This is a genomic window from Pedobacter sp. 22226 (assembly GCF_052045455.1).
GTDB classification, from domain to species: Bacteria; Bacteroidota; Bacteroidia; order Sphingobacteriales; family Sphingobacteriaceae; genus Pedobacter; species Pedobacter jeongneungensis.
This window is the reverse complement of sequence record NZ_JBQEPB010000011.1, coordinates 225,915-240,801: the sequence shown is the minus strand read 5'-3', so window position 1 is coordinate 240,801 and position 14,887 is coordinate 225,915. Positions and strand designations below refer to the sequence as shown.

The window sequence follows — 14,887 nt, the reverse complement described above, 5'->3', positions numbered from 1 at the left end:
AGATGAAAAATACAAAATACATAGTCCTGTTTGCTGCACTGGTATTTACCACATTGGGCTGCAAAAAATTTCTAAACGTAACACCAATTGAAGCACAGAGCGGAAACAACTTTTGGAAAACCCGTGAAGATGTAGAAGGATTTACAAACGGAATTTACTCACGGTTAAAATCGAAAGTGGCAGGCACACCGACTTTCTTTAATGATGACGACCGCGCATTCTTCCCTGCGTTAGAAATGAGGGGCAATAAGGTGTCAATAGGAAGTTTAAGTAGCGATGGGGCAAATACCTTTATTGCACTTGCAGGCAATAATATGAAATTTCTTGTTTCCAGTTCCGGGCGGTTTAACGGCATGATGAAAAACATCATGAGCTGGAAAGAATGGTACGATGTAATTGCTGCGGCCAACATTTTATACTTTGAGGTTGATAAAGTGCCTTCATCAAGTTTGCCCGATGCCGATAAAAAAAGATATAAAGCCGAGGCCGTATTTTTACGTAACCTGAGCTACATGTTTATCTGTAAATTATTCGGCGATGCCATTTATTATACAGATGCTTACCACAGTACGCCGCTGGGCAGAACACCACAAGTAACGGTAATGAACAGGTGTATTGCAGATATGACTGCGGCAAAAACCGATTTACCTGCTTTTTATAATGATGCCACCTCTAACGGTTTCAGGCCAACAAAAGCATCGGCAGTGGCATTGTTAATGCATTTAAATATGTGGGCATCAGCCTGGGATACCAGTGATAAAACCAAATACTACCAGGCCGTAAAAACACTGGCTGCCGAACTGGATACTTATAGCAATTATAAAATATTACCGGTTACCCCAGCCAATACACTGAAAATTTTTAAAGGAAGAAGCACCGAAAACCTGTTCGGTATTTTGCAGGATTTTAACTATGGCGAAGGCTTTTCTTTACCTGCCAGCCTTTCTTATTATTTATCACATTATCCGTACCAGGGCAATGTAACCAAAACCCAAAGCTCTATTACTTACCAAAGCGATTATATCCGTAAACTTTATCCCGCTGGTTCTGCAGATGCAAGGATAACCACCTGGTTTGAAAACTATGATTCGCAGGGAGGAGCTTTCCAGTTTAAAAAATTTGCAAATATTTATTCAACCGGATCAGGCAGTGCAATATCGATCACAAGTGATGACAGTGCCATTATTTTCAGACTACCCGACTGTTATTTATTAACCGCCGAAGCCCTTGCAGAACTTGGCGATGAAAGCGGTGCTAGAGATTTTGCCAACAGGGTAACCATAGCCGCCAATGCACCACTTATTACACAGAACGGGCAGGATTTAAAAGACGAAATTTACAGGGAAAGATGCAGGGAACTGATAGGCGAGGGGCAGTTCTTTTTCGATCTGGTAAGAACAAAAAGGGTACTCAATTCAGATTTCACCAACTCTCCCATATCGGTAGCCAACCTCAATGCAGGTGCCTGGACCTGGCCGCTTACCATTACTGCTGCCGAGCGTAGTGCAAACCCGGCTTTAATCGGTAATAATTTTTGGAATTAATAGATATGATGATGAAGAATTATAAAACACTGCTATTTTCAGTAATTTGTCTGGTGTCGGTTTTAACCGGCTGTAAAAAATACTACATAGAAACGGGCGTGCACGAAGCAAAGTATAATGGCAATATTATGCAGTATATGGAAGCAAAGAAACCGTTTTTCGATTCAACCCTCACGGTGATTAAACTAGCCGGACTGGCCGATGTAATCAGCAAAGAGAACATTACATTTTTTGCGCCCCCTAGTGGCTCTATCTTTAAATCCATCAAAGGATTAAATGTAAGATTAAGGGTAACAGGTAAAGATACTGTTTCGCAGTTATCACAAATCAAGCCTGAAGTATGGAAGAACATACTTTCACAATACATTTTTAAAGGAAGTAACCGCCTGAAAGATTATCCGCAGCGCGATACCTTATCATACCTCGCTTACCCGGGTCAGGGTTATACCTCTTACAGCGGCAGGATCATGAATATCGGGGTAATATTTAACGATGCTGTGGTGTATAGTGCTAACGGAGAAGAGCTTTCGCGGGTTGCTTATGCCGGTTACCGGCAGTTGTACCTTGCTTATATTCCCGATCTGTCTAATCCTCAGGTATCATTGGTTAATATTCCGGTTGCCACTTCAGATATTCAGCCCACAAATGGTGTTTTGCATGTGCTTACTAAAATCACGCACAATTTTGGCTTTAATACAAATGTTTTTATCGAACAGGCCATATCCGCCGGTATTAATCCGCCAACACCATAGGTTTATTATCTCATCCATAAATTGACTAAAAATGTTAACTAACATAAAATATAAATTTAAGCTGTTTTTGTTCGGGGCAACATGCCTGACAGCAGCATTGGTTTCCTGCCAAAAGGAAAAAGGATTGGGAGAAGATCCTTATGCCGGCGGTAAAAAACCACTGGATCTCACTTTCGTTTCTAAAACGATCGAACCAGATGTGGTAAACGCCGGAGATGTTTTAACGGTAAAGGTAAAAGGCTTAAGCAAATACATCAACGATTTTAAAGTATTTGTAAATGAAATAGAAGCCGAAGTGGTTAAAGCATCTACAAACGATAGCACCTTAACGTTCAAAGTTCCTTTAACGGCCAGCACAGGCAGCATGTGGATCACCTCGCAGGGGCAAAGTTTTTTTGGCCCGGTTGTTAAAGTGGGTGGTAAAGTAAGTGTTGATGCCAGCTGGAAAGTGGTTAATGGCGCAACAAACAACACCAATGGTTTTAGTTCCAGTACCATATACGATATTGAGGCTTTACCTGGCGGTAATTATTTTCTTGGAGGTGCATTTAATGATTTTGAATTAAACGGAACCGAAAAATTGCCTATCGGGGGGATTGCACAAATTTCGGGTGATGGTGCCTACACTACAAGTGGGGTTAAATTTGGTAAAGGAGCGGGAGGTGCCGATAAATCCATTTATTCGATTACCCGTATTTCAACCGGATCACAGGCTGGCAAATATATTATTGGCGGCAGTTTTACCAGCTTTAACTCTACACGTATTAACCGCCAAACCCTAAGTAATGTGGCCCGGTTAAATGGCGATGGCTCATTGGATAGTTTAGTCCTCAGGGATGTAATTAACCCAAAACCACAGGAAACCTATAAAAATGGTGATACAGTTTCCACTTTTAACGCAGGTGTAGATGGTGTGGTGAGAAAAACCTTTGTATTTAACGAACAGGTGTACATTGTAGGTAATTTCAATAATTACAAACGGATGTACTTACCCAATTCCAGTTACGATGAGAAAGTGTACGATTATACACGGATGCGCCAGATGGTTAGGGTAAATATGGATGGTACCATGGATTCTACCTTCCATTACAACAAATCTACCCGCCAAAGTGCAATAGGTGCCAACGGCATTATTTTAGATGCCATGATGCAGAGCGATGGGAAATTAATCCTGGTAGGAACATTCAGCACCTTTAATGGAACGCTGGCCAACAGAATTGTGAGGTTAAACCTTGATGGCAGTGTAGATAACAGCTTCAATGTAGGCTCAGGTGCCAACAGCGACATTGTTTCAATAAGATATAACGCCACCACCAACAAAATTGTAGTGGGAGGTACATTTACCAGTTTTAACGGTAAAACAGCTTCGGGTATTAACCTGCTAAATGCCGATGGTTCTAATGTAACAACCTTTACCGGCCAGCCCATAACAGGCGGTATCACAAACTTTGTGGGCCAGCTTAACAACGGAAAAATTATTGTAAGCGGTTCTTTTAATAAATATGGCGATTACCTGCGCCAGGGTTTTATGGTTTTAGAAGCCAACGGAGCTTTAGCTGTTGGTTACAACAATACGGGTGGTTTTCAGGGTGCAATTTACGACATGGCAGAAACTACAGTTGCCACAGGTACAAAGGTGATTCTGGTGGGCGATATCCTTCGCTTTAACGGCACTTTGCCACACAACATCATACGCCTCAATTTTGCTAATTGATCAATATAGTTTCAAATATAATAACAGATGAAAAAAGGATTTACATTAACTGCAACCTTAAAATATCCGGGCCTTTGCCTCGTATTCGGGTTATTCCTTATGGCCGCCGGGTGTAATAAGGATTTTGAAAATACATTGCCGCAGAGTTTCAGAAACGATACCTTAGGTTTAGGTGCTGGAAAAAAAGTATTATACATTGTATTGGATGGTGTAACAGGAGCTGCAATAAAAGCACTGGCGCCCACTAATCTGGCTCAGATTAATGCAAAAGCTACCTACACATACGATGGTTTGGCCGATAACAAATACAATGTAATTACCAATGCTTCTGCATGGACAAGCATGTTAACCGGTTACGATTATACCACGCATAAGGTAACAACCGAAGATTTTGCCGGTTTAAACTTACAAAATACACCTACTATTTTTACCCGGGTTAAAAGTTCGTTAAATAATGCCCGGACTGTTTCAATCGCCTCAACCACAGTTTTTAACGATAAACTTGCAGCTGATGCAACCGTAAAACAGAACGTAGCCGATGATGCTGCGGTAAAAGCCGGAGTAGTTACCGAATTAAGCAGCAATAACCCATCAATGGTGGTTGCGCAGTTTCACAGTGCAGAAATCGCTGGCGCCGCCAATGGCTATACAGCTGCAACGCCTGCTTATGCTGCCGCTATAAAAAGTATTGATGGTTACATTGGTGAAATATTAACCGCACTAAAAGCCAGAAAAGGATATTCAGGAGAAAACTGGCTGGTGGTAATTGCTTCAAATAAAGGCGGTGGCCCATCTGGTGGCGCACCAGGTTCAAATATTTTTAACGATCCGTCGCGAAATGCCTACATCGCTTTTTACAACCCGCGTTTTTCATCCGTAATGATCTCACAGCCAGATCCCAATAGCTATCCGTTTGTGGGTACCGGTCCGCGTTTTATTGCAACAACCAATTCGAACGTTACAGCAATACAAAACAACACCTCAATCGGCAATTTTGGCACCACAGGCGATTTTACCTTTATGTTCAAATTTAGGGATGATTATGGTCAGGCCAATTACTATCCGATGTTCCTTGCAAAAAGAAATGCTTTTAACTCGGTTTCATCTACCGGATGGGGCTTCTTGTTCGGTGCAAACTCTGCACAGTTAGATTGGGGTGGCAACCCTCGCCCGGGTTTTGGTATCGATATCCGCGACGGACGATGGCACACCGTAGCCTTTACCATAGGTTTATTAAACAATGTAAGAACACTTACTTTATATGTGGATGGTTTAACCAGGTATTCAGGATCTGTAAATGGAAGAAACATTGATAACAGCATCCCGCTCAGATTAGGCGGCGACGTTGGAACCAATGGCGATACACAAACCAATATCTTAATCAGAGATGTGGCCTTGTTTAACGTAGCAATGTCTGCAACAGATGTAGCTGCAGTAATGAGGACGCAGATTAAAACAACTACGCCTTTTTACAATAACTTACTTGGCTTTTGGCCTGGAAATGAAACCAGTGGTACCCAAATGCTCGATCAATCAGGTAAGGGAAATAATTTTACCTACAGCAGTAATGTAACATTTGCAGGTTTCGAAGAAATTTCGCCAAATATCTCACCCGATATTTCACCTGCGGCTTATCTTTCAGTACCTAATGGTGTCGATATTCCAATGCTTATTTACAACTGGTTAAATATTGCTGTTTCGCCTCAATGGGGTTTAACAGGCAGATTGTATAGTCCAACTGTTGCATTACCAACTAATTAACTTTAAATATTAATAACATGAAATTTAATCAGTTAGCCAAAATATTTGGCCTGTCTCTTTTAGTGGCATTTACTGCCTGTAAAAAGTATGGCTATGAAGTTCCGGATGGATATCCTGATGATTCGCAAAACGTAGCCGACGGCACTATCGATACCAACATGAAACTGATCGATAAATCGATGTACGCCAAGGCAAGGGTATTTCCAGGGTTGGTAGATCAATCAGAGCCGAGGGTAAAAGATGCTCAGTTTACTTTAGACTTAAACTTTACCGATCAAACTGCGCAAAATTTAAGGATTTCCGTAGCACCCTCACCACAGTATAGTACAGGGTATTACGCTGCTCCGGGTGAGTTGATCAAACTTGTGGTTCCTGCCGGCATTGATGGTTTAACCGTACAGATTGGTGCACATACCGATAACCTGGCAGGTAAATCTCCATTATTACGCGATCCGGTGATTTACAACAGGAAAAAACTGGTTTCAGGTGTAAATTATATCAGGAATCTTTACGGTGGCCACATTTACATCCTCGCAACTTTTGCTTATGCAAATCCGGTAACTTTTAGCATAACCGGAGCATGCGCATCGCCTGATTTTATTTTAGGTCAATCTACTGATACAGAATGGATAAACAGGGTAAAAGCATCGTCTGTGCCATGGCTCGAGCTGCGAACAAAACGCGTAATTTTTACTATTCCCAGAGATAAGGTTTTGGCTACCTTCAATTCTGCTGAGCCATTTACCAATCCTACTTTGGCCATGACCAAGTGGAACGATGTTTTTGACCTGGATTATAATGCCTGGATGGGCTTATCAGATAATGCACCGGATATCAGAGACCGTAGTCCGCAAAGTCAATGGCGTGGCGTGCTCGATATTCAGCTCACTAACGGATACGGACATAATGGATTCCCGTTTGTAGGTACCAATGATAGCGAATGGTTCAGAAGTTTTACCAGTGTAAAAAGTTTAAACACCAGCGAAGGTCAATGGGGTTCATATCACGAATTTGGGCACAATTGTCAGCAAGGAAGTGTTTGGAGCTGGAGTACTTTAGGCGAAACCACCAATAACCTGTTTAGCTTTAAAGTGGCCAATAGAATTGGTGCCAATTACAATATCCTGCATCCAGCGGTTTCGAGTGGTTTTCCTAAAGCAATTGCTTATGCAACAGCAGTTGGAACCAAAAATTTTGATACCGATGCAGCGATGAATGCTGTAGATGAAGCACCCTTTATGAAAATGACGCCTTTTGTGCAAATTTTCGAATTATACGGATATGGCGCAATGACTTATTTGTATAAAGAAGCCCGCCACGCTGATCGTTTAAATACCAACGACATTACCAAACATAACTTTGTTTACGAAAAGCTTTCTGATTATACCAAAATTGATTTGGCCCCATTTTTCGACGCATGGGGGATTCTGATTAGTGATGCCGTAATTGCAAAAGTATCAGCTAAATACCCAATGTTAAATAAGGCCATCTGGACCTATAATCCACTAAACAAAACCGGTGGAACGGCCGCATACGATCCGACGCGTGTAATTTCAGTAAGTTCTTTGCAGAGTACCACCAGTGATCTTGGTTCCAATTTAATTGATGGCAATACGGCTACATTTTGGCATTCTAAATATAGCCCGGCCCCAACCGCTGCAGAAACCTTTCCTTTTACCGTAATTATCGGTACCGGAACCCGTACTGCTATACCGGTTAAAGGAATTACATTTAATCAGAGAACAAGTAACAACAATGGTTATATAAAAGATGTTGAAATATTTGCAAGTAATGATAATGTTAGTTACACATCGGTAGGAACCACTACAGTACCGCAGAATGCAAATAAATACGATTTCAATTTTCCCGGGGGGAGTGTCAACACTAAATTTATAAAAGTATTGATAAAAACAGGCGCCAGCACCGTGTTTTGCTCTTTAGCCGAATGTAATCTGATCAAACCTTAATGCACCATTATGAAAACCAACAATAAAATATATAAGATACTGCTTTGTGTTTGTACCATTTGTATTCTGGGTTACACCAGCTGTAAGAAATATGCTAATCCGCCCGCAGTTTATGAAGAATTAAAGCCACAATCAGTCGGACAGCGCAAAGTTTTAGTCATTAGTATCGATGGCGTTACCGGCAGTGAAATTAAAACCATTGCTCCACCCAGCATAACAGCGTTACAGAAAACATCAAAATATTCTTATGAAGTGCTTAAAAGCGGAATAGGTAACGATGCATCTTCATGGGTAACCATGACAACCGGTGTAAGTTATATCAAGCACTCCATTGGTACCGATAATTTTGAAAGATTAAGAGACCCTAATGCAGATGAACATGCCGAAATTAAATCATATAGAAATGTTTTAGACTACATTACTCAATATAAATCAACAAAAACAGCAGTAATTACACCTTGGGATAATCTGCGTAGATATTTAAGAAATGCTGATTTTTCACCTGTGGTGGGTACTGATGTGGCTGTTAAAGACAGTACAGTTAACATCTTAACCAGGCAGGAAGGCGTGGGTGCAGTTATTGTTAATTTTAGAGAGGTAGAAACGGCAGGTTTAAACGGTGGTTTCATCGCAACAAACAGCAATTATAAAAATGCAATATTAAAGGCAGATGAGTATGTTGGCAATATCATAACCGCTTTAAAAGCAAGAAAAAATTATGCTTCAGAAGATTGGTTAGTCATTGTTACTACCAACCATGGTGGCAGTAGTACAAGTCCGCAATCTGGTTTTTTAATTGCTTCAAATAAAAATTTAAAAGAAGAAGAAGTAAAGAAAAGAGGCTTTAATACTCCGCTATTTAATGCTACCGCAATAGGCGCACAGGTTAATAATGATAATGGTTTATATGATGCCGGATCAACAAAAGATTTTACCGTGCAGATGCAGGCTAAATTTAATACCGAGAATTATTATGTTGGTTTCCTATCAAAAAGCACCATAATCAGCGGCACCACGCAAACAGGATGGATGTGGTTTCAAACCGATTCTAAAAAATGGAATGTTTCTTTTGGCGGTACCGCCAACGGATCTGGTATTAACAGGCAGGAGGTTAATGGCGGTGGGGTAGTGTTTGATGGTGGATGGCATACTTTAACCATGACGGTTAAATATGTAAATGCAACAACCAGAACAGTAACGCTTTATACCGATGGTGACCAAAATCAATCTATAAATATTAGTGCGCATAAAAGTTTATCAACATCAGAAAAATTAACATTAGGCTATAAGCAGTTTTCAGGCGGAACCGGTTTAAGTTTTCAGGGTGCAGAACTGGCTTATTTTAACACCGCACTTGATGCTGCAACAGTAAAAGCAAATGTTGGCTTAAAAGATATGACCAAGCATCCCAATTATGCCAATCTGATTGGATATTGGCAAAATAACGAAGGAACCGATGCCTATTTAGGAAATAAAGCGCCAGGCGGCTACGACATGTCTTTATATGGCCCTTTTACCTGGAAAGCTATGGGAACCGATGCTCCACCATCCGTAACACCTGATGCTGATGCTTCGGGTAAATCTATAGCATTAACACCTGCTACCGTTAGTGCAAATATGTTATACTGGATGAATATCAAAATTTTAGCAGATTTTGGTATAGATGGAAACCCCTTCTTAAATCAGTTTGAATTAGAATTTTTAAAATAGTAGTTAGTTTAGTTAGTGAAACCCTTGCCGCCGGAGGTGGCAAAGGGTTTTTTAGTTTAATGATAATAATAGTTGGTAAGAGATCGTCATTGCGGGAAGGCTTTTTCAGCCGACGAAGCAATCTTACTACTATGGGTTATCACGATCGCTTTAAATTCATTTCAGGCTCTATTGCAAATCGATTAGTAAGCTGGGATTTCGTCATTGTGAAAGCTAAAACCAAAGTCTGATGTTCTTAATTCATTAATCAAACTTACCTTGACAATCTTTCTGCATCATGCCCGTAAGATTGTCAAAGTTTAAATTAATATGTTATCTCGATCGCTTTAAATTCATTTCAGAGTCTATTGCTATAATTTTTAATAAATATCACTTTTTTAAATCGATTAGTAAGCTGGGATTTCGTCATTGTGAAAGCTAAAACCAAAGTCTGATGTTCTTAATTCATTAATCAAACTTACTTTGACAATCTTTCGGCATCATGCCCGTAAGATTGCCAAAGTTTAAATTAATATTCTTAATGGTCAAACATTAAACCACTACTCACCCCATCGTAACATCTTTAAAACTCAAACGTTTGCGCAGAAACATTTTCATCATCCTAAACTAATCATCAGTAATTTGGTTCCACGAGACCAATTTTAACACACAAAATGAAAAAAAAGCTAACCATTTTATTCACATTATTATTTATTGCCGGGCAAATCAGCGCGCAGGATCTGCCTTCCGAACTGCAAACTCCAGAAGTAGTTTCGGTAAACCGTTTACCCATGCGCGCATCGGCCTTTGCCTTCGAAAATCAGGAGCTGGCCGCTAAGAGGGCAAAAGAAAAATCAGCCTATTTTTTATCCTTAAACGGAACCTGGAAATTTAACTGGGTAAAAGATCCGCGTAAACGCCCAACCGATTTTTATAAAGTAGATTTTGACGATAAAACCTGGGATAATTTCAAAGTTCCGGCCAATTGGGAAGTGAATGGCTACGGGCTGCCTATTTACGTAAATCAACCTTACGAATTTGCCGGCCGGCAGTTAACCGGTGCAAAAATGAACCCGCCATTCGATATTCCTGCAGATAATAATCCGGTAGGTTCTTACCGTAAAAAAATCAATATCCCTGCAAACTGGGATGGCAGACAGGTATTTATCAGTTTGGGTGCAGTTAAATCGGCATTTTACATCTGGGTAAATGGAAAAAAAGTAGGTTATAGTGAAGACAGCAAGCTTGCCGCCGAATTTGATCTCACCAAATTTGTTAAACCCGGCGAAAATACCATTGCACTGCAGGTTTACAGGTGGAGCGATGGCAGTTATTTAGAATGCCAGGATATGTGGCGCATTTCGGGCATCGAACGTGAAGTTTATCTTTATTCTACCCCAAAACTGGATATCCGCGATTTTAAGGTAATTGGTAATCTAGATGCCACTTACACCAACGGCTTGTTAAATGTTGATTTAGCTGTAGAAAATTATAAAATAGATCAGCGCACCAACCACAGCCGTCCCGATAGTTTTTATGTAGCACTCGATCTGGTTGATGCAAAAGGCAATAAGGTTTGGAAAGAGGAAACAACGCTTCAAAAAGTGTTAGGTAACTATAAAACCAATCTTTCTTTTAAAACGCAGGTCAGCAATGTAAAAAACTGGTCGGCAGAAATCCCTTATTTATATACCCTCTATATCACCTTAAAAGATAAAAACAATAAAATAATTGAAGTAATCCCTCAGCGTGTCGGCTTTCGTTCTGTTGAAATTAAAGGAAGCGATTTACTGGTAAACGGCAAACGCGTATTTCTGAAAGGCGTAAACAGGCACGAACATAATGCCACCCAGGGCCATACCTTAACCCATGCCGATATGGAAAAAGATATGGAAATGATGAAAAAGCTCAATGTAAATGCCGTTCGTCATTCTCATTATCCGCCAGATCCTTACTGGATGGAACTTTGTGATGAATACGGCTTATATGTAATTGATGAGGCCAATATCGAATCGCACGGACGTTATTACAGTTTAGAAACCACTTTTGCCAACGATAAACAGTGGAGAAACCCACATCTCGAACGCATTACAAGAATGTACGAGCGCGATAAAAACCATGCTTCCGTAATCACCTGGTCTTTAGGGAACGAAGCCGGTAATGGCGTTAACTTTTACGAAGCTTATCAATGGCTTAAAGCAAAAGATATCCGACCTGTACAGTACGAAAGGGCGGAGAGCGATTTCAACACCGATATGATCGTTCCGCAGTATCCTTCACCAAATTATTTGCCGCGCTACTCAAAGCAGGAGAAAGAAACCCGTCCGTTTATTATGAGCGAGTATGCACACATTATGGGCAACAGTCTGGGTAATTTTAAAGAATATTGGGATGCCATTGAAAATAACCCTAAACTACAAGGCGGTTTTGTGTGGGAATGGATCGATCAGGCGATTGATACCGTTAAAAATGGCAAACGCATTATGGCTTATGGCGGCGATTTCCCTTTAAGCGGTCCGGTTGACGAAAACTTCAGTGATAACAATTTCTGTGTGAAAGGTGTAGTAACGGCATACCGTGGCATAACTCCTATGGCTGTAGAACTGAAAAAAGTACATCAATATATTAAAACTACTTTCAACGGTACCAACCAGATCAATGTAAACAACAGCTATTTCTTTAAAGATATCAGTAATGTACAATTAAACTGGGAACTGGTAGAAGATGGAAAAGTAATCCAGACAGGAGTAGTAACCAACCTGAATATTGGTCCTCGCCAAACACAGCAATTAACTTTACCGTTTAAAACCAATTATGCTGCAGGAAAAGAATATTTTTTAAATGTGCGTTACCGTTTAAAAACACCTGAGCCATTTTTAGAAAAAGGTTATGAAATTGCTTACGAGCAGATTGCATTAGCCGGCACGCCGAAAGCTAATGTTTATGCTGCTGGTAAAAAAGCTTTAAAAGTTGAGCAAACAGCCGATAGGGCAGTAGTTAAAGTAAGCGATTTTACCATTACTTTCGATTTAACCAAAGGAACATTAATCAGTTATTTATCAAAAGGGCAGGAGTTATTGGTCTCCGGACCACAGCCTGGCTTTTATCGTGCACCAACCGATAACGACATCGGTGCGGGTTTAAATACCAGATTACGCATGTGGCGCAACGTGTATCAGGATAACGATGTGGCAAATATAAAATCTACCGTAAATTCAACAGCTGATGGTTTTACCTTAACCGTTAAATCAAGTTTATTGAAAGGCGATGCCGAAACCACGCAGGAATTTAATGTTTTGGCCGATGGAACCATCAAAGTAAGCAATCAGTTTAAAGCGGTAAACGGTAATTATAAAAGCCTGATGCGCATCGGTAACGATCTGCAGCTGAAAAACGATTTCAGCAATATTCAATGGTATGGCCGTGGTCCGGGAGAGAATTATACAGACCGCAAAACGGCTTCGTTAATCGGTACCTATAAATCAACCGTTTCAGATCAGTATTTTCCTTACGCCCGTCCGCAGGAGAGTGGAAATAAAACAGAAGTACGCTGGGTAACTTTCACCAATAAAGCAGGCAAAGGTTTACGTTTCGAATTTGCAGATCAGTTGTTGAGTTTTAATGCATTGCCCTATTCGGTAGAAGATCTTGATCCCGAAGCAGAGAAAAAGCAGTACCACTCCGGCGAACTGGTAAAGCGCAACCAGGTTTATGTACACATGGATTTGCAGCAACTGGGCGTTCAGGGGATTGATAGCTGGGGTTCTATGCCGCTGATTCAATACCAGATTCCATTTAAAGATTACCAGTATAGTTATTATATTAAACCGATTAAATAATGGATGACGTAAAATGGATGATGGAATCACATCATCCATTTTACATTGCTAATAATTTACTTATGAAATTAAAATTAACCCTTCTAATGCTTTTAATTGGCTCATTTGCATACGCACAAGAGTCAAAATTAGCTGCAACACCACCAATGGGTTGGATGAGCTGGAACATCATGTCAGAAAATCCGAACGAAAAGGATATTAAAGAAATGGCTGATGCCATGGTAAACAGCGGAATGGTAAAAGCAGGTTATCAGTATATCTTTCTGGACGATTGCTGGCAGGGTGGCCGCGACAACAAAAATAATATCATTGCTGATCCAAAGAAATTTCCTTCGGGCATTAAAGCTTTGGCCGATTACCTCCATAGTAAAGGCATGAAATTGGGTATATATTCTGATGCTGCACCCTTAACCTGTGGTGGTTATACGGCAAGTTTAAATTTTGAAGAACAGGATGCCAAAACCTTTGCCTCCTGGGGCATCGATTATTTAAAATACGATTATTGCAATGCGCCTGAGGATGTAGAAACGGCTAAAAAACGTTACGGTACCATAGCAAAGGCACTGCGTAAATCAGGAAGGGATATTGTGTTGGGCATCTGCGAGTGGGGGCCACGCGAACCCTGGAACTGGGGCGCACAGGTTGGCGGACAAAGCTGGCGTACCACTTTTGATATCAGGGATAAATGGATGGATATTGAAGGGAAAGGCGGCGTAGGCATTTACAACGTGGTTGATAAAATGGCGGGATTGGCGAGTTTTTCAGGTCCCGGTAAGTGGAACGATGGCGATATGTTGGTGGCTGGATTGCATGGTACAAAAGGGCCTTCATCTGCTTTTAATGGTAATGGCTGCACAAAAGCCGAATACCAGAGCCAGATGAGTTTATATAGCATACTTAATTCTCCGCTATATGCCAGTTGCGATATCCGTAAAATGGATGATGAAGCAAAAAATATTTTTACCAATGCCGAAATAATTGCCTTAAATCAGGATGTTTTGGGCAAACAGGCCGAAAGAAAAATCAAAACCGATATATGGGATGTTTTTGTTCGTCCGTTGGCCAATGGTGATTTTGCCGTTGCAATTTTAAATAAATCAGCATCCACACAAAATGCCAAAGTAAATTTTGCAGAGCTGGGCTTAGCCGATCAATATGAAATTAAAGATTTATGGCAGCATAAAATGATTGGCAAAAATAACCAATGGACAGGTGAAGTAACCGCTCACGAAACCAAAGTTTTCCGCCTAAAAAAAGTTTAAAACTTTAAGCTTAAATCAATCAAAAATGGCTGTAAGCAGAAAAATTGCTTTAAAAACCGATGAGCAAAGCGGTAATCAGCTTCATATTTATGAAGTAAATCCAATTATCTTTTACTCCGGAGAAGCAGACGAACTCAACATCGAACTCTTGGAATTCAATTATGGCGAACTGATTATTAAGTCGCTGTCTACAGCCATTTTAAAAGTAAAAGAATTGTTTATGGAGGATGAAGGGTTTAAAATAAAATGGAAGCAGGATACAAAAGGGTTGCGCATCACCCTGCCTGATGGCTTGACCAACGATGAAAACCGAAAAAAGTGCACGTTAAAGATTAAATTCTAAATTTCTTTAACCTGCG

At 40.5% G+C, this 14,887-nt stretch carries 9 protein-coding genes; all 9 read left to right on the top strand.

The features are described 5' to 3' along the window. The first annotated feature begins 2 nt into the window (after positions 1-2). The 9 genes from ACTJKC_RS23015 to ACTJKC_RS22975 all read left to right on the top strand — a co-directional run bounded on the left by ACTJKC_RS23015 (position 3) and on the right by ACTJKC_RS22975 (position 14,871). Positions 3-1,544, top strand: a complete 1,542-nt coding sequence (locus ACTJKC_RS23015; RefSeq protein WP_440795685.1) for a RagB/SusD family nutrient uptake outer membrane protein — start codon at positions 3-5, stop codon at positions 1,542-1,544. Further along, positions 1,535-2,296, top strand: a complete 762-nt coding sequence (locus tag ACTJKC_RS23010; protein WP_344849729.1) for a hypothetical protein — start codon at positions 1,535-1,537, stop codon at positions 2,294-2,296. Before ACTJKC_RS23015 ends, ACTJKC_RS23010 begins: the two co-directional genes overlap by 10 nt. A 31-nt stretch (positions 2,297-2,327) precedes the next feature. Next, positions 2,328-4,010: a DUF5008 domain-containing protein gene (locus tag ACTJKC_RS23005; RefSeq protein WP_440795683.1), complete on the top strand. Its 1,683-nt coding sequence runs from the start codon at positions 2,328-2,330 to the stop codon at positions 4,008-4,010. 27 nt (positions 4,011-4,037) lie between these two features. Next, a complete protein-coding gene (locus ACTJKC_RS23000) occupies positions 4,038-5,771 on the top strand; it encodes a LamG-like jellyroll fold domain-containing protein (protein WP_344849731.1) in 1,734 nt (577 codons plus the stop codon). Positions 5,772-5,788: 17 nt separating this feature from the next. Next, a complete protein-coding gene (locus tag ACTJKC_RS22995; protein WP_440795682.1) occupies positions 5,789-7,738 on the top strand; it encodes a M60 family metallopeptidase in 1,950 nt (649 codons plus the stop codon). A 9-nt stretch (positions 7,739-7,747) separates the two neighbouring features. Continuing rightward, positions 7,748-9,448 carry an alkaline phosphatase family protein gene (locus tag ACTJKC_RS22990; protein WP_440795680.1) on the top strand — a complete coding sequence of 567 codons (1,701 nt, stop codon included), beginning with the start codon at positions 7,748-7,750 and terminating at the stop codon, positions 9,446-9,448. Positions 9,449-10,101: 653 nt separating this feature from the next. Beyond that, positions 10,102-13,266: a glycoside hydrolase family 2 TIM barrel-domain containing protein gene (locus ACTJKC_RS22985; RefSeq protein ID WP_440795678.1), complete on the top strand. Its 3,165-nt coding sequence runs from the start codon at positions 10,102-10,104 to the stop codon at positions 13,264-13,266. Between the two features lie 62 nt (positions 13,267-13,328). Then, the gene (locus ACTJKC_RS22980; RefSeq protein WP_440795676.1) at positions 13,329-14,528 is read left to right on the top strand and encodes a glycoside hydrolase family 27 protein; all 1,200 of its coding nucleotides are present in this window, start codon (positions 13,329-13,331) and stop codon (positions 14,526-14,528) included. Positions 14,529-14,553: 25 nt separating this feature from the next. Continuing rightward, positions 14,554-14,871, top strand: a complete 318-nt coding sequence (locus ACTJKC_RS22975) for a hypothetical protein (protein WP_344849738.1) — start codon at positions 14,554-14,556, stop codon at positions 14,869-14,871. Positions 14,872-14,887 lie beyond the last annotated feature (16 nt).

Excerpts from the sequence above, each read along its gene's own strand:
- ACTJKC_RS22980 (WP_440795676.1), top strand. The coding sequence starts at position 13,329 with ATGAAATTAAAATTAACCCTTCTAATGCTTTTAATTGGCTCATTTGCA.
- ACTJKC_RS22995 (WP_440795682.1), top strand. The coding sequence starts at position 5,789 with ATGAAATTTAATCAGTTAGCCAAAATATTTGGCCTGTCTCTTTTAGTG.
- ACTJKC_RS22990 (WP_440795680.1), top strand. The coding sequence starts at position 7,748 with ATGAAAACCAACAATAAAATATATAAGATACTGCTTTGTGTTTGTACC.
- ACTJKC_RS23005 (WP_440795683.1), top strand. The coding sequence starts at position 2,328 with ATGTTAACTAACATAAAATATAAATTTAAGCTGTTTTTGTTCGGGGCA.
- ACTJKC_RS23015 (WP_440795685.1), top strand. The coding sequence starts at position 3 with ATGAAAAATACAAAATACATAGTCCTGTTTGCTGCACTGGTATTTACC.
- ACTJKC_RS23000 (WP_344849731.1), top strand. The coding sequence starts at position 4,038 with ATGAAAAAAGGATTTACATTAACTGCAACCTTAAAATATCCGGGCCTT.
- ACTJKC_RS22975 (WP_344849738.1), top strand. The coding sequence starts at position 14,554 with ATGGCTGTAAGCAGAAAAATTGCTTTAAAAACCGATGAGCAAAGCGGT.
- ACTJKC_RS22985 (WP_440795678.1), top strand. The coding sequence starts at position 10,102 with ATGAAAAAAAAGCTAACCATTTTATTCACATTATTATTTATTGCCGGG.